The sequence below is a fragment of the Arsenicicoccus sp. UBA2120 genome (genome assembly GCF_002330965.1).
Lineage (GTDB): Bacteria > Actinomycetota > Actinomycetes > Actinomycetales > Dermatophilaceae > Arsenicicoccus > Arsenicicoccus bolidensis.
This window is the reverse complement of the sequence record NZ_DCYC01000072.1, coordinates 48,342-62,516: the sequence shown is the minus strand read 5'-3', so window position 1 is coordinate 62,516 and position 14,175 is coordinate 48,342. Positions and strand designations below refer to the sequence as shown.

At 71.5% G+C, this 14,175-nt stretch carries 17 protein-coding genes; 12 read left to right on the top strand and 5 right to left on the bottom strand.

Annotated elements, in window-relative coordinates:
* Positions 1 to 4: 4 nt before the first annotated feature.
* On the bottom strand, positions 5 to 400 hold the full coding sequence (locus B2P18_RS11220) for a VOC family protein (protein WP_286959402.1): 396 nt from the start codon (positions 398 to 400) through the stop codon (positions 5 to 7).
* A gap of 129 nt (positions 401 to 529) precedes the next feature.
* On the opposite strand from B2P18_RS11220, the gene B2P18_RS11215 reads away from it, so the two are divergent.
* Positions 530 to 1,477 (top strand): alpha/beta fold hydrolase, encoded by a 948-nt coding sequence (locus tag B2P18_RS11215; RefSeq protein ID WP_286959400.1) that lies wholly within the window; start codon positions 530 to 532, stop codon positions 1,475 to 1,477.
* A 112-nt stretch (positions 1,478 to 1,589) separates the two neighbouring features.
* Here the strand turns inward: B2P18_RS11215 and B2P18_RS11210 are convergent, their stop codons facing one another.
* Positions 1,590 to 1,913 (bottom strand): putative quinol monooxygenase, encoded by a 324-nt coding sequence (locus tag B2P18_RS11210; RefSeq protein ID WP_029210599.1) that lies wholly within the window; start codon positions 1,911 to 1,913, stop codon positions 1,590 to 1,592.
* 58 nt (positions 1,914 to 1,971) lie between these two features.
* Between B2P18_RS11210 and B2P18_RS11205 the strand changes: the two genes are divergently transcribed.
* A complete protein-coding gene (locus B2P18_RS11205; protein WP_286959389.1) occupies positions 1,972 to 2,775 on the top strand; it encodes a GNAT family N-acetyltransferase in 804 nt (267 codons plus the stop codon).
* A gap of 145 nt (positions 2,776 to 2,920) precedes the next feature.
* Positions 2,921 to 4,399: an HNH endonuclease signature motif containing protein gene (locus tag B2P18_RS11200; RefSeq protein WP_286959388.1), complete on the top strand. Its 1,479-nt coding sequence runs from the start codon at positions 2,921 to 2,923 to the stop codon at positions 4,397 to 4,399.
* Between the two features lie 36 nt (positions 4,400 to 4,435).
* Here the strand turns inward: B2P18_RS11200 and B2P18_RS11195 are convergent, their stop codons facing one another.
* Entirely contained in the window at positions 4,436 to 4,849 is a 414-nt protein-coding gene (locus tag B2P18_RS11195; RefSeq protein ID WP_019285823.1) for a VOC family protein, read from the bottom strand.
* Positions 4,850 to 5,048: 199 nt separating this feature from the next.
* On the opposite strand from B2P18_RS11195, the gene B2P18_RS11190 reads away from it, so the two are divergent.
* From B2P18_RS11190 to B2P18_RS11150, 9 genes are all read left to right on the top strand, one after another.
* A complete protein-coding gene (locus B2P18_RS11190) occupies positions 5,049 to 5,822 on the top strand; it encodes a pseudouridine synthase (RefSeq protein WP_286959387.1) in 774 nt (257 codons plus the stop codon).
* Between the two features lie 10 nt (positions 5,823 to 5,832).
* Positions 5,833 to 6,987 (top strand): methyltransferase domain-containing protein, encoded by a 1,155-nt coding sequence (locus B2P18_RS11185; RefSeq protein WP_029210595.1) that lies wholly within the window; start codon positions 5,833 to 5,835, stop codon positions 6,985 to 6,987.
* A 12-nt stretch (positions 6,988 to 6,999) separates the two neighbouring features.
* Positions 7,000 to 7,524, top strand: a complete 525-nt coding sequence (locus B2P18_RS11180) for a GNAT family N-acetyltransferase (RefSeq protein ID WP_029210594.1) — start codon at positions 7,000 to 7,002, stop codon at positions 7,522 to 7,524.
* A gap of 78 nt (positions 7,525 to 7,602) precedes the next feature.
* Entirely contained in the window at positions 7,603 to 8,025 is a 423-nt protein-coding gene (locus B2P18_RS11175) for a YybH family protein (protein ID WP_286959384.1), read from the top strand.
* Positions 8,026 to 8,097: 72 nt separating this feature from the next.
* Complete coding sequence (amrB, locus tag B2P18_RS11170; protein WP_286959370.1) at positions 8,098 to 9,018, top strand: AmmeMemoRadiSam system protein B; 921 nt, start codon at positions 8,098 to 8,100, stop codon at positions 9,016 to 9,018.
* Positions 9,015 to 9,608, top strand: a complete 594-nt coding sequence (gene amrA, locus B2P18_RS11165; protein ID WP_019285817.1) for an AmmeMemoRadiSam system protein A — start codon at positions 9,015 to 9,017, stop codon at positions 9,606 to 9,608. Before amrB ends, amrA begins: the two co-directional genes overlap by 4 nt.
* Positions 9,605 to 10,681 (top strand): AmmeMemoRadiSam system radical SAM enzyme, encoded by a 1,077-nt coding sequence (gene amrS, locus B2P18_RS11160; protein WP_239262351.1) that lies wholly within the window; start codon positions 9,605 to 9,607, stop codon positions 10,679 to 10,681. Before amrA ends, amrS begins: the two co-directional genes overlap by 4 nt.
* A 90-nt stretch (positions 10,682 to 10,771) precedes the next feature.
* The gene (locus B2P18_RS11155; protein WP_286959366.1) at positions 10,772 to 12,286 is read left to right on the top strand and encodes an Hsp70 family protein; all 1,515 of its coding nucleotides are present in this window, start codon (positions 10,772 to 10,774) and stop codon (positions 12,284 to 12,286) included.
* Between the two features lie 8 nt (positions 12,287 to 12,294).
* Positions 12,295 to 12,810, top strand: a complete 516-nt coding sequence (locus B2P18_RS11150; RefSeq protein ID WP_019285814.1) for an NUDIX hydrolase — start codon at positions 12,295 to 12,297, stop codon at positions 12,808 to 12,810.
* A gap of 148 nt (positions 12,811 to 12,958) precedes the next feature.
* Here the strand turns inward: B2P18_RS11150 and B2P18_RS11145 are convergent, their stop codons facing one another.
* Positions 12,959 to 13,657 carry a type 1 glutamine amidotransferase domain-containing protein gene (locus tag B2P18_RS11145; protein ID WP_239262353.1) on the bottom strand — a complete coding sequence of 233 codons (699 nt, stop codon included), beginning with the start codon at positions 13,655 to 13,657 and terminating at the stop codon, positions 12,959 to 12,961.
* A gap of 23 nt (positions 13,658 to 13,680) precedes the next feature.
* Positions 13,681 to 14,148: a tetratricopeptide repeat protein gene (locus B2P18_RS11140; protein WP_019285812.1), complete on the bottom strand. Its 468-nt coding sequence runs from the start codon at positions 14,146 to 14,148 to the stop codon at positions 13,681 to 13,683.
* Between the last annotated feature and the right edge of the window lie 27 nt (positions 14,149 to 14,175).

Below are 14,175 nucleotides of genomic sequence, written 5' to 3'. Positions count from 1 at the left end.
CGTGTCAGCGGGCGTCCTCGTCGGGCTGGTGGATGCCGAAGACGTTGCCCTCGGTGTCGAGGTAGTAGCCCTGCCACGCCATCCCGGGGAGGGCGTACTTGGGCAGGGCCAGCGTCCCGCCCGCCTCGAGGATGCGCTGCTCGGACTCGTCGTAGTCCTCGACGCCCATGGTCAGCACGGCGCCCTTGACCGCGCCGTCGGCCGCCGGGGACGGTCCCTGTCGCTGCATGAGGGCGCCGTTGATGCCGAGCGTGCCCTCCTCGCCGGTCGTGACGCCGGCGTAGGGCAGGCTGGCGAACTCGCTCCAGTCCTCGTGGCTCCAGCCGAACGCCGCGGCGTAGAACGCCATCGCGCGGTCGAGGTCGTCGACGTGGATCTCGAAGTGCACAGGACGGGACATGGTGGCCTCGCTGGTTCGTCGGTGGGCGACGGTGGACGTCGGTGGACGTCGTCGGTGACGTCGGACCGGCACGAGTCTGCCGGACTAGGGTGGCCATGGCCAGACTCTCGACGACGAACGGCGCCCACCATGACGGATCACGTCGACACCCCTCCCCTGCACTCCTTCACCCGCGCCGGGCTGACCTTCGAGGTCATCGACAGCGGGCCGCGCGACGGCGAGGTGGTCGTGCTGCTGCACGGCTTCCCCGAGGACGCGACGGCCTGGACGGCGGTCTCGGAACGCCTGCACGCCAAGGGTTTCCGGACCCTCGCGCCCAACCAGCGGGGGTACTCCCCCGCCGCGTCGCCGGCCGGCAACGACGCCTACCGCGTCAGCGAGCTCGTGCGCGACGTGCTGGCCCTCGTCGACGCGTCGGGCGCCGGGCGCGTCCACCTGGTCGGGCACGACTGGGGAGGTGCCGTCGCCTGGGCCACCGCGCTGTCGGCACCCGACCGCCTGCTGTCCCTGACCGTCCTGTCCACGCCCCACCCCGCGGCGATGGAGCGAGCCATGCGGACGCCGGACCAGGCGCGTCGCAGCTGGTACATGCTGGCGTTCCAGGTGCCCGGCCTGCCCGAGCGGGTGCTGTCCCGGTCGATGCTGCGCTTCCTGACCAGCGCCGGCCTGCCCGCCGACCACGCCCAGCGGTATGCCGCCCGCTTCGCCACCCCGGCGAGCCTGCGCGGCCCGATCGGCTGGTACCGCGCGAGCGCCCCCTGGCGGTCGCTGACGTCCGGCGGTCTCGGCTCGAGGAAGGCTGCTGGCGGGCGTGGGGCCGCGGCGAGGAGTGCCGGCTCGACGAACGGTGCTGCCGCGCAACGGTCCTCGCAGGTCCAGGTCCCGACGACCTACGTGTGGGGACGCCGCGACGTCGCCCTCGGCCGCGCCGCTGCGGAGGCCACTGCCGCGTTCGTCGACGCGGACTACCGGTTTGCTGAGCTCGACGCCGGGCACTGGCTCCCCGAGTGCAACCCCGACGACGTCGCCGACGCGATCACGGACCGAGCGCGAGGCGGGCGCGGCACGCATGACTGACGCGCCGGCTCCACGCAGCTCGGGCGGCTCGCGTCACCGATCGTGACGTCGGGCCGGACGGGCAGCGGTGACCAGCTCCGTCATACGGGCTGAGCCTGGGTCCTGCTGAGCCTCAGGGCATCTGGATCTCACCGAGCTCGTCCCAGCCGGTGCCGGGCTTCTCGAACGAGATGACCTTGGGGCGCGTGGCGGCGTACTTCCCCTGCGTCTTCATGGCCTCGGCGAAGTGGCCGGACTCGACGTGCTCCTTGCCGGCCTGCGCGTCCTTGTAGGCCTCGATGAGGACGTACTCGTTGGGGTTGTCGCACGAGCGCGACCACTCGAACCACAGGCAGCCCGGCTCGGCGCGGCACGCCTCGGTGAACTCCCGGGTCAGCTCGAGGAAGTCGTCGGCGTACTCCGGCTTGACGTCCCACTTGACGGTGATCGTGATCATCGGGCGCTCCTCGCAAATCGGGTTTGTCGTCGCCCCATTGTGGGCCAGGCTGGCCCCCATGACGGACCCCTCCCCCGCGGACCTGCTCGCCCGGTACGACGCCCAGCTCCGCGACGAGGCCGAGCTCGTCTCGGCCGGCACCAAGGAACGGCACGGGCCCGTCCTCTGGGGGGTGTATCGCGGGGTGCGCGGCTTCGTCACCTACCGGGACCTGGGCGGGCTCGACGAGGCCAGGATCGAGCAGCTGGTGCAGAAGACGCTCGAGCACTATCGCTCGGACGAACGAATCACCAGGGTGGAGTGGAAGACTCGCGGCCACGACGTGGCGCCAGGACTGCACGACGCCCTGGTCACCCAGGGGTTCGTCCCGGGCGCATCGGAGTCCGTGATGATCGGCGAGGCTGCGAAGCTCGCGGTGGACGTGCCCCTGCCTGACGGGGCGGCCGTCGAGCTGCGGCGGGTCGAGTCGGAGGCCGACGTGCGGCGTCTGTGCGAGGCCGCGGACGAGGCCTTCGGCGAAGCCGTCCCGGGGATGGCCGATGAGCTGCTCGACCGCCTGGCGCTCGGGCGCGACGACCTGGAGCTGTGGGTCGCCGAGATCGACGGGCTGGTCGTGTGCACCGGGCGGATCGAGCCTGTCGTGGGCACCGAGTTCGCCGGCCTCTGGGGCGGGGCGACGCTCGCCCAGTGGCGTGGGCGAGGGATCTATCGAGCCCTGACGGCGGCGCGGGCACGCTCGGCGCTGCGGCGCGGCGCGACCTTGCTGCACAGCGACTCGACCGAGCACTCCCGCCCCATCCTCGAGCGCTCCGGCTTCGTGAAGGTCACCACGACGACGCCGTACGTCTGGCGGCGGCCGTGAGCCTCTGGCGCTGGGGCCCTCGCCTCGCGGGTGCGAGATGACGTCGACCTCACAGGTCGTGGCGGCTGATCGGCATACGGTCAAATGATGGCTATCAGGGTCAAACGCTCTATATTTTCGATGTATCGTTCGATACCGTGGTCGTATGACGTACACCGACGTTCTCGCGGCAAGGGGCACCCTCGACGGGGCCCTGGAGGCGTTGCGCGTGCTCGGTGCTGGGGTGAGCTCGGTCCAGTCCATGGATCTGGCCGGGTTGGCGGTGACCGCGACGCAGGTCGCTGCGGCGGCGCGGGGCCTGGCGTGCGCCGTCACCATCGAGGCCGGCGAGCGGGGTGTGATCCGCGAGTCGGGGTCGACTGGCGCGGCCGCCTGGCTGACCGATGCCGGCGCCGCGCTCACCGAGACCGACGCGCACGCCATCCGACGGGCGATCGACACGACGACCCGGCCGGTACTGTCCGGGCTCCGCGACGCGCTCAGGACGGGTGACGTGACTCCGAGCGACGCGGGCCGCGCCGCCTCTGTCTTCGACGAGCTGCGCACCGCCACCGACCCGGCCATGCACGACGAGATCGCCGAGGCCGCCACGACCCTCGCCCGCCAGTGCACCAGCCGGCGCTCGCTGGCCCGGTTCAAGACCGACATGCTCGCCCGCTACGGCACCCTCGACAGCGAGGAACGCACCCGCAGCCACCACGCCGCCCAGCGCGGCCTGTCCGGATTCACCGAGATGCCGGACGGGCTCTATCGCCTCGAGGGCCTGCTCTCCCCGACCGACAAGGCCACCTTGGACGCCGCCCTCACGGCTCTGTCGGCGCCGGTCCCCAACCCCGAGCCCGGCCAGATCGACACCCGGCTCCCCCGCGAGCGCCGCTTGGACGCTCTCATGCGGATGGCGGAGCTCGTCGGCGCCTCCACGGTGACCGGACCCATGGGTGCCGGCACCAGGGTCAACCTCACGCTCCCGCTGGATGCGCTCGCCCGGCCGTGCGAGCATCGGGCCAAGGACATGTTCGGGCTCTGGCGGCCCACCGGGGAGCCGTGCGACTGCACCACGCCCGTGGCCGCCGTCGACGACCTCGGCACCCACCTGCTTCCGGCCTACGCCCGCGAGCTCTCCTGCGATGCCGAGGTCACGCCCGTCTGGCTGGGTGAGGGTGGCCAGCCCCTGACCCTTGGACGGACGGAGCGTCTGGCCAGCAAGGGGCAGCGGAGCGCGCTCGAGGTGCGCGACGGCGGATGCAGCTTCCCCGGCTGCGACAACCCCGCCTCCTGGTCACGGGTCCACCACATCGTCCACTGGGCCGACGGTGGCGCCACCGACGCCGACAACCTCGCCCTGCTGTGCGGACCGCACCACCGGTTCGTCCACCGGCACGACATCACCGGACGCGTCACCCCCGACGGCGGCCGGGTCGAGTGGGACGTGGTCAACGTCCTGGGCGGGTGGCGCCCCGCACCCCGACCTGCAGACGCAACTGGCCCGCCCGACCCGGCGGACGCCACAGGCACCCCTGACCGGACACCACCGGCAGGCGACTCCGTCGAGGCGCACGGGGAGACGCCGGGCGTGAACCGGCCGGAGACCGATCCGCCCGGCGACCACGACCTGGCGACCTGACCCGTTGCCGTGTGCCCTGGTGCCTCCGCGCCGGGGTCAGGCGGCCATGCCCACGCACAGCTGCCAGGTCACGCCGTAGCGGTCCCCCACCCACCCGAAGTACGGCGCGAATCCGTAATCACCGCGCGGCATGTAGACCTGCCCGCCATCGACCAGGACGTCCCAGACCCGATCGAGCTCGGCCTGGTCCGCGCAGTCGACCCACAGCGAGATCGACGGGGTCAGGCCGAACGCATGGGAGACCCCCGAGTCCACCACCATGACGCGGTGGCCCTTGAGCTCGGCGGACGCGTGCAGGACCGGCCCGGTCGCCTGCCCCAGATCACCCTCACGACGAGCCACCAGCCCCGCGACCCAGTCACCCCCGAAGGCCTCGGCATACAGGTCGAGGGCGCCCTCGGCGCCTCCCTCGAGCATGATGAACGTCGCGGCACCCTGGGTCTGCGTCATGACGCCACCCTAGACGGGCATGACGGGCCGGAACAGGCATGATGACCCGGTGCCTCCCCGCTCCCCGCTCCCGCCCCGCCACGGGCTGCAGTCGGCCTGGGTGCGTACTCCGGACCGGGATCCGGGCCGGGTCGCCCCCTGGGAGACGATGCGAGACTGGTTACGGCACAAGCTCCCTGACGAGGTCGATGTCGAATCGATGCTGGCCGCAAAGCGATTCGTGGACGACGATGGTCACCCCTGGACCGGAGACGAGCCCTACCGCCCGCACACCTTCGTGTGGTTCCACCGTGACCTGCGCGAGGAGCCTGTCGTGCCAGGCGAGCTCACCGTCCTGCACCAGGACGAGCGGATCGTCGTGGTGGACAAGCCGCACTTCCTCTCGACCATCCCGCGCGGGCGCCACGTCACTCAGTCGGTGGTCGTCCGTGCGCGCGGCACGCTCGATCTACCCGAGCTCGGACCCGCTCACCGGCTCGACCGACTGACCGCCGGGGTGCTCGTCCTCACGACCGAGCGACGCTGGCGGGCGCCCTACCAACGGATGTTCGAGCAACGGATCCCGGTCAAGACCTACGAGGCCATCGCCCCGCTCCGCCCTGATCTGACCCTGCCTCTCACGCTGCACAGCCACATCGTCAAGGACCGGGATGTCCTGACGGCCCGCGAGGTCCCGGACGCGCCACCCAACGCCGAGACCGCGGTCGAGCTGGTCGAGGTGCGTGGCGGATTCGGACGCTACCGGTTGTCGCCCCGCACGGGACGGACGCATCAGCTGCGCCTGCACCTGGCGTCCCTCGGCATCCCCATCGTCGGCGACCCGCTGTATCCCACCGTCCTGCCCGACGCCGTCGACGACGTCAGCGAGCCCTTGCGCCTCCTGGCCCGGACGCTGGCGTTCGTCGATCCCGTGGACGGGACGCGGCGCAGGTTCGACAGCGAGCGCGAGCTGGCCTGGCCTAGCTGCCCGTAGCCTTGCCGCCATGCAGTGCGACTACTTCGACGCGGGGCGGTGCCGGTCGTGCACCTTCATGGGCGTTCCCTACACCGAGCAGCTCGCCGACAAGCAGCGCACCGTCGCCGACGTCCTGGCGGGCCACGTCCCCGAGGACGCGTGGCTCGATCCCCGACCCAGTCGCGAGAGCGAGTTCCGCAACAAGGCGAAGCTCGTCGTGGCGGGCACCACGGCAGCGCCGACCTTCGGCATCCTGGACGCCGGCGGGGCGGGGGTCGACCTGCGCGGATGCGGGCTCTACGAACCCGGGCTGCACGAGGCGGCGCTGGCGCTCGCCGAGGTCGTCCCCCGTCTCGGGCTCCAGCCGTATGACGTGCGCGGACGCCAGGGCGAGCTCAAGCATCTCCTCGTCACCCACTCCCCCACGGGCGAGCTCATGGTGCGCTTCGTGCTGCGCTCGACCAACCAGCTGGGTCGTCTGCGACGCGGCGTCCCGGTGCTGCTCGAGGCCCTGCCGCAGATCCGGGTCCTGTCGGCCAACCTCCAGCCCCGCCACGCCGCCGTGCTCGAGGGTGACGAGGAGGTCCTGCTCAGCGAGGCCGATACCCTGCCGATGCCTGTCGCCGGCGTGACGCTCCACCTCGGCACCCGCAGCTTCTTCCAGACCAACACCTCTGTCGCGGAGTCGTTGTACGCCCAGGCGGGCGACTGGGTCCTCGACGCGCAGGTCGGCACGTTGTGGGACCTCTACTGCGGCGTGGGCGGATTCGCGCTCCACGCGGCCGACCGGGCCTGCGCGTCCGGTCGGTCGATCCAGGTGCTGGGCATCGAGGTCTCACCCGAGGCGATCAGTAGCGCCCGCCGCAGCGCCGACGAGCTGGGTCTCGGCACAGCCCGATTCATCGACGGCGACGCGACCAGCCTTGCCCTGGAAGCGGACTCGCGTCCGGATCTGGTCGTGGTCAATCCCCCACGACGCGGGATCGGTGGCCCGCTCGCCCGCTGGCTCGAGGAGTCTCCCGCCTCCACCGTGATCTACTCCAGCTGCAACCCCGCCACGTTGGCGCGCGACCTGGCGGACATGCCCTGCTGGCAGGTCACCGCGGCAAGGCTGTTCGACATGTTCCCCCAGACCGCGCACGCCGAGGTCCTCGTGCGCCTGCAACGCCCCAGACCTCGCTGAGATGATGGCCCCATGACCGTCATCCGGCCCCTCGACCTGGCGGACGTGCCCGCTCTGACCGAGCTGGTCCTCACGAGCCGAGAGCACCTGGCGCCGTGGGAGCCGGCGCGCCCGGAGCGCTTCTACACCGAGGAAGGCCAGCGCGAGATGGTGCGCCTGGCCCTCGCCGAGCGCCATGGTGGCCGCATGGGCCCCTATGTCGTCACGGACGAGCGCGGGCGGATCGCGGGACGCATCACCCTCAACAACATCGTCCGGGGCGCCGGGCAGTACGCGAGCGTGGGGTACTGGCTCGGCGCGGGATTCACCGGACGGGGGCTGGCGACGCGTGCCGTGGCCGAGCTGTCGGACCTTGCCTTCGGCGAGTGGCAGCTGCACCGCCTCGAGGCCGGCACCCTGCTGCACAACCTCGCCTCGCAGCAGGTCTTGGAGCGCAACGGATTTCAACGCTACGGCCTGGCGCGCAAGTACGTCATGATCGCGGGCACCTACCAGGACCACCAGCTCTACGAGCTGCTCTCGCCGGACCTTCGCTAGCTCACCGCCGGTCGTTCACGGTCGGCCCTGGGGGCAGGGGTCTTGTGCGGCATCGTCACGGATGTATACGGTGTTCACATGATGAGCATGGATGCTACCCAGCTGATCTCCTCCTACGAGCAGGCGGTCGCCTCGATCGACGTCGACGGGCTGCTGGAGCTCTACGCGGACCACGTCCGGGTCTTCGACGGCACGTCGGCCTGGCAGTATCCCTCCAAGGACGAGTGGCGGGCCGCCGTCGTCGAGTGGTTCGGCTACCTGTCCGGCAACGGGATCTGCGAGATCCGCGAACTACGGGTCGCCGGCTCCGACGACCTCGTCGTCATCTCCGGGCTGGCGTTCTACGCCGCCGACGATCGCCAGGGCGGGCGCGCGGAGATCGTCTCCCGGTTCACCCAGGTGTGGGAGCCCGGCGATGGCGGCCCGCGCATCACGCACGAGCACACCTCGCTCCCGCTCGACGACCAGTGCCAGCACCCGCTGCCGCAACCCACGACCTGACCCGGACCGCGAGCGCGTCCCGAGCACGACACATCTCCCCGCCGGCCACGAGCCCGGCCTACGCTGGGACGCATGGCAGTGCGACGACCCGCCGTCGCGGGCACGTTCTACCCCGCCCAGCCCGCGGTCCTCGAGCAGCTGGTGGACCAGCTGCTGGCCGAGGCCGGCACGTCGGGCACGTCACGAGTGCCGCACACGGACCCGCTGCGTGCTGACTCGCCGCCCACTGAATACTCCGGCCCGAACCCGTCACGCACCGCCTCGCCTGCGGCCACCGCACCGATCCGGCTCGGCGCGTGGTCGGTCATCGCCCCGCACGCCGGCTACGTCTACTCCGGGTCGACGGCCGCGGTCGCCTACCGCCACCTCCGTCGCGACGGCATCGAGCGGGTCGCGGTGCTGGGCCCGACGCACCGCGTGCCCCTCCGTGGTGTCGCGACCTCGAGCGCCTCGGCGTGGAGCACCCCTCTCGGGGAGGCCCGGGCGATCGTGCCACCCTCCGTGGCAGCGCTGCCCCAGGTCGTCGTCAGTGACGAGGCCCACGCCCCGGAGCACTCCATCGAGGTCCACCTGCCCTTCCTGCAGCGGCTGCTCCCCCAGGCCGACCTCGTCCCGCTCGCGGTCGGTCGCGCCACTCCCTCCGAGGTCGCCGACGTCGTCGACGCGCTGCTGGACGATCCGGCGACAGTCGTCGTCATCAGCTCCGACCTGTCCCACTACCTGCCGTATGACGCCGCCCGTCGCCTCGATCGCGACACCATCGACCAGGTCACCGCCCTGAGGGGCGACCTCGACCACGAGCAGGCCTGCGGCGCGACCCCCATCAACGGCCTCATGGAGCACGCCCGCCGCCGAGGGGGCACGATCCGCGCGCTGGCGTCGTGCTCGTCCGGCGACACGGCAGGCGACCGCGACCGGGTCGTCGGCTACGCGGCCCTCGCGCTCGAGGAGAAGGCGTTCGAGGAGACGGCATTCGTGGAGGCCGGGCCATGACCTCCACCGTCCCGGCCGACGCCGGCCCCGTCCTCCTCGCCGTCGCACGCGGCGCGATCCACGGCCGCCTCGGCATCGCCGCCCGGCAGTCCGACGCCGACTTTCCCGACCCGCTGGACGGCCCCACCCGGGAGAGGTGGCTGCTCGACGACGGCGCCTCGTTCGTGACCCTGCACCTCGACCGCCGCCTCCGCGGCTGCATCGGCACGCTGACGGCATACCGACCGCTCCTCGACGACGTCCGCGCCAACGCCGTGGCGGCGGCCAGCACGGACCCGCGCTTCCCGCCGGTCGGGCCCGACGAGGCGCCGCACCTCGCCATCGAGGTGTCGGTCCTGTCGGTCCCCGAACCGATCCAGGTCACGTCGGAGCGCGACGCGGTGCTCGCCCTGCGGCCGCGGGTGGACGGGGTGGTCCTCGAGGCAGCTGGTCGTCGCGCGACCTACCTGCCACAGGTGTGGGACCAGCTCACCGACCCCCTGGACTTCCTGCGCAGCCTGCGCGCCAAGGCGGGCCTGCCCCGGGACCACTGGGACGATGGCGTGCGCCTCTCCCGATACAGCGTCACGTCCTTCGAGGAGGAGCCGTGAGCAGCCTCGCCCGCTACTGGCACGCCACCGACGACGGGCGGGTCCGTTGCGTCCTGTGCCCCCGCGAGTGCACGCTGCGCGAGGGGCAACGCGGCTACTGCTTCGTGCGTCGCAACGAGGGCGGCGAGCTGCACCTGACGACCTACGGGCGCTCCAGCGGGTTCTGCCTCGACCCCGTCGAGAAGAAGCCGCTGCGTCACTTCTACCCCGGCACCAGCGTCCTGTCCTTCGGGACCGCGGGGTGCAACCTCGGCTGTCGCTTCTGCCAGAACTGGGACATCTCCACGTCCCGCGAGATGGACCGCCTGCAGGACGACGCCTCCCCCGCACAGATCGCCGACGCGGCCCGCGACTGGCAGGCCGCCTCGGTGGCCTTCACCTACAACGACCCGGTGATCTTCGCGGAGTACGCCATCGACGTCGCGCACGCCTGCCACGAGCGCGGGGTCCGGACGATCGCCGTGACCGCGGGCTACGTCCAGGGCGAGGCACGTCGCGACTTCTTCGCGCCCATGGACGCCGCGAACGTCGACCTCAAGGGCTTCTCCCCCGAGTTCTACCGCGGGGTCACCGGCGCGCGTCTCGACACGGTGCTCGCGACCCTCACCTATCTGGTCCACGAGACCGACGTGTGGGTCGAGCTGACCACGCTGCTCATCCCGGGGCACAACGACAGCGACGACGAGATCGAGCGCATGTGCCGGTGGGTCGTGGCAGAGCTCGGCCCGGACCTGCCGCACCACTTCACGGCCTTCCACCCCGACAACCGGATGCGAGACGTGCCGCGCACTCCGGTCGACACCCTGGAGCGCGCCAGACGCATCGCGACGGACGCCGGCGAGCACTTCGCCTACACCGGCAACGCGCGCAACCCTGAGGGCGACACGACGCGATGTCCCGGATGCGGCTCAGCGGTGATCGAGCGCGCCGGCTACACCATCACGGGCTACCGGCTCGACGAGCAGGGCCGGTGCGAGCGCTGCGGCATCTCTCTCCCGGGCCGGTATGCCGACCAGCCCGGCGACTTCGGCACCCGCCGCATCCCGCTGAGGATCACGCCCGCGGGGCGCTGACACGTCGGGTGCGGCGAGGTGAGGCGGCTGGCTCTCCAGGGCCTTGAGACGGCCCGCTCGTCGTCGGCCCGGGCTCACTAGGCTGTTCGCATGAAGCTCGGCGTGGATCTCGGCACCACTCGCACCATCGTCGCCACGGCCGACCGCGGCAACTATCCGGTCGTCACCTTCTACGACGGAGACGGCGAGGCGCACGAGCACCTGCCGTCGGTGGTCGCGCTGGACGATGACCGGCTCGTGTTCGGCTTCGAGGCGCTGGCGGCCGCTCGAGCCGGGGCACCGCTGACGCGGTCCTTCAAGCGGGTGCTGGCAGCCCCGGACGTGACAGCCGAGACACCCGTCACCGTCGGCACCAGGCAGGTCCCCGTGCTGGAGCTGCTGACGGCATACGCCGCTGCTCTGCGCACGGCCCTGGTCGAGCAGTCGAGCCTGTCCGAAGAGCTGACCGTTGACTCCGAGCTGCAGGCGGCCGTCGGGGTCCCCGCCCACGCTCACGGACCGCAGCGCTTCCTGACGCTGGAGGCCTTCCGGCGGGCGGGCTTCACCGTGGTCGCCATGCTCAACGAGCCCTCGGCCGCGGGGTTCGAGTTCACGCACCGCAGACGCCGGGAGATCACCCGCAACCGCACCCGCGTCGTCGTCTACGACCTCGGCGGCGGGACCTTCGACGCCTCGGTGGTCGACGTCGCGGGCACCCACCACGAGGTGCTCGGGACGGTGGGTCTCAACCACGTGGGTGGCGACGACTTCGACCTGCTCCTGGCCGACCTGGCCGCCGAGTCGATCCACCAGCGGGTGGACGACCTCTCGGCCCCCGACCGCGACGACCTCCTGGAGCAGGCCAGAGAGCTCAAGGAGCACCTGTCACCCCAGACCCGGCGCCTGACCCTCGAGGTCGCCGGGACCGAGGTCGGTGTCCCTGTCACCGCGTTCTACGGCCGTGCCACACCGCGCGTTGAGCAGACGGTGGACGCCATGGGCCCGCTGATGGGAGACGCCGACGACCACGTCGACGAGCTGCACGACGTGGCCGGCATCTATCTCGTCGGGGGTGCGAGCGGCCTGCCTCTCGTCCCGCGGCTGCTCAAGGAAAGGTTCGGTCGGCGAGTTCACCGCTCACCGCTGCCCGCGGCGTCCACCGCCATCGGGTTGGCCATCGCGACCGACGACGACGCGGGCTACTCGCTCCGGGACCGGCTGTCGCGCGGTTTCGGCGTCTTCCGAGAGCTGCGCGACGGGGAGGCCGTCGGCTTCGACCCCATCCTCGGGCGCACCGACGTCCTCGAACCGAGCGGCTGCCGCACGGCCACCCGTCGATATCGCGCGGCCCACGACGTCGGGTGGTACCGCTACGTCGAGCACACCGACCTCGACGAGCACGGTGGCCCCACCGGAGATCTCGTCCCTTTCGCCGAGGTTCTCTTCCCCTTCGACCCCGTCCTGCGCGACGGCCGTGACCTGACCCGCGTCCCCGTGCAGCGTCGGGACGACGGCCCGCTGGTCGAGGAGCGCTACACCCTGGACGAGCACGGGATCGTGCAGGTGCGCATCACCGACCTCGACAGTGGCTACAGCCAGGTCCACGCCCTGCGCGCGGACGGGTAGGTCCGGCCGTGGTGGACGGATCGAGTGCTGGTGATCGCACGGGGGACCCCGGCCACCCCGGCCACCCGGATTACACCGAGTACGACACCCGGCTCGCGGCCTACTGCGTGATCGTCGACGATGAGGGCCGCCTCCTGCTCGCGCTCTGGAACGAAGGGACGCGCCCGATGTGGACGCTGCCCGGAGGCGGGGTCGAGCTGCACGAGACGGTGGCCGAGGCGTCCGTGCGCGAGGCCGCGGAAGAGACCGGGCTCGAGGTCGAGCTCGGTCCCCTCCTGGCCGTGGACACCCGCGTCATCCCCGCCGAGCAGCGGTGGAGCGGATCCGGTCGCCCGCTCAGAGCGGTGCGGGTCCTGCACGAGGCCACGGTCGTCGGTGGCATCCTCACCAACGAGGTCGCGGGCACCACGGACGAGGCCCGGTGGTTCCCCATGGCCGAGGTGCACGCCCTCGACCACGTCTCGCTGGTCGACGTCGCCCTGGCACACCTAGCAGGCCCACCACAGCGGCGTGCGGGCGCCTGAACCTCCGCGCAGCTGAACCTAGGGGCACCTGAACCTAGGGGCACCTGAACCTAGGGGCACCTGAACCTCGGTGCAGCTGAACCTCGGTGCGACTTGGGCGCCTGATCCTCTCGATCGCTCGCCGTACATGCCTCAGGGCGGCTGGGCGTCACTTCAGACGCTTGAGCACCGCCTTGGCGACGCTCTCCGCGCTCTGGGGGTTCTGCCCCGTGATGAGGTTCTTGTCGCGCACCACGTTGTCCTTGAAGGGCAGCAGCGCCTTGGAGTACTTGGCTCCCAGCGCCTTGAGCTCCTCGTCCAGGCGGAAGGGCACGGCATCCTGGCGCTTGGCCAGCTTCTCCTCGGGCCAGGAGAAGCCCGTCACCTTGCGTCCCTTGATGACGGGTGCGCCGTCCTCGCGACGGGCGCCGAGCAGTCCGGCAGGGCCGTGGCACACCGCAGAGACGACCTTGCCCTGGGCGTCGAGATCGGCGACCAGGGCGCCGAGTGCCTCGCTGGTCGGGAAGTCGAACATCACGCCGTGGCCGCCGGTCAGGTAGATGGCGTCGAACTCGTCCGCCGTGAGGTCCTCGACCCGGACGGTGTCGTCCAGCAGGGACATGAAGGCCGGGTCGGCGTAGCGCACACCGGTGCCCCCGCTCTTGAGCATCATCGTGGACAGGCTCTCGGGGTCGAGCGGCACGGCCCCTCCGTCGATGCTCGCGATGGTCACCTCGTGGCCGGCGTCGGTGACGACGTCGTAGAAGTGGGTCAGCTCCCCCAGCCACAGCCCGGTGCGGTAGCCGGCAGAGGTGTAGCGGGGGGTGCTCGTGACGACGATCAGGATGCGCTTGGGGGTGCGTGTCATGCGGCTCGGCATACCCACGATGGTCACGAGGCAGTCCCGGGGCCGGCGTCCGGCGCCTCCGGGGAGCCCTCGCCACGGGTGTGCCCCGATGGCGCCTCGTAGGGCGCCTCCGCCACCGGCTCCCGGGTCTGCGCTAGGTGGCTGTTGTTCTCCGGGGTCGACGCCAGGTGGCTGTCGTCGCCGGTCAGCGCCGCCAGGATCCGCCGTTGCGTGGCCGCCTCGGCCCCTCGCCCCTGACGCTCGAGCGTGCGGGCGAGCAGCAGCCGGACGTAGTCGTCCGTCGGGGCTCGGCCGACGAGCTCGGTGAGCTGCTCCTCGGCCCGACCGAGCTGGGCCGAGTGGTAGTAGGCGCGGACGAGGAGGAGTCGGACGGCGACGTTGTCGGGCTCGGAATCCAGCAGGTCGGACAGCGAGTGGGCGGCCGAGGTGTACTTCTTCTCCTCGAACAGGTGCTCGGCCATCGACAGCTGCAGGTAGCGCAGGTCCTCCACGGGTGCTCCTTCGGTCAGGACGATGTC

Bases quoted from the DNA above. Each gene is read 5' to 3' on its own strand.
- B2P18_RS11205 (WP_286959389.1), top strand. From the start codon at position 1,972: ATGACGGACCCCTCCCCCGCGGACCTGCTCGCCCGGTACGACGCCCAG.
- B2P18_RS11185 (WP_029210595.1), top strand. From the start codon at position 5,833: ATGCAGTGCGACTACTTCGACGCGGGGCGGTGCCGGTCGTGCACCTTC.
- B2P18_RS11220 (WP_286959402.1), bottom strand. From the start codon at position 400: ATGTCCCGTCCTGTGCACTTCGAGATCCACGTCGACGACCTCGACCGC.
- B2P18_RS11180 (WP_029210594.1), top strand. From the start codon at position 7,000: ATGACCGTCATCCGGCCCCTCGACCTGGCGGACGTGCCCGCTCTGACC.
- amrA (WP_019285817.1), top strand. From the start codon at position 9,015: ATGACCTCCACCGTCCCGGCCGACGCCGGCCCCGTCCTCCTCGCCGTC.
- B2P18_RS11145 (WP_239262353.1), bottom strand. From the start codon at position 13,657: ATGACACGCACCCCCAAGCGCATCCTGATCGTCGTCACGAGCACCCCC.
- B2P18_RS11210 (WP_029210599.1), bottom strand. From the start codon at position 1,913: ATGATCACGATCACCGTCAAGTGGGACGTCAAGCCGGAGTACGCCGAC.
- B2P18_RS11215 (WP_286959400.1), top strand. From the start codon at position 530: ATGACGGATCACGTCGACACCCCTCCCCTGCACTCCTTCACCCGCGCC.
- B2P18_RS11200 (WP_286959388.1), top strand. From the start codon at position 2,921: ATGACGTACACCGACGTTCTCGCGGCAAGGGGCACCCTCGACGGGGCC.
- B2P18_RS11155 (WP_286959366.1), top strand. From the start codon at position 10,772: ATGAAGCTCGGCGTGGATCTCGGCACCACTCGCACCATCGTCGCCACG.
- amrB (WP_286959370.1), top strand. From the start codon at position 8,098: ATGGCAGTGCGACGACCCGCCGTCGCGGGCACGTTCTACCCCGCCCAG.
- B2P18_RS11195 (WP_019285823.1), bottom strand. From the start codon at position 4,849: ATGACGCAGACCCAGGGTGCCGCGACGTTCATCATGCTCGAGGGAGGC.
- B2P18_RS11175 (WP_286959384.1), top strand. From the start codon at position 7,603: ATGATGAGCATGGATGCTACCCAGCTGATCTCCTCCTACGAGCAGGCG.
- B2P18_RS11190 (WP_286959387.1), top strand. From the start codon at position 5,049: ATGCTGGCCGCAAAGCGATTCGTGGACGACGATGGTCACCCCTGGACC.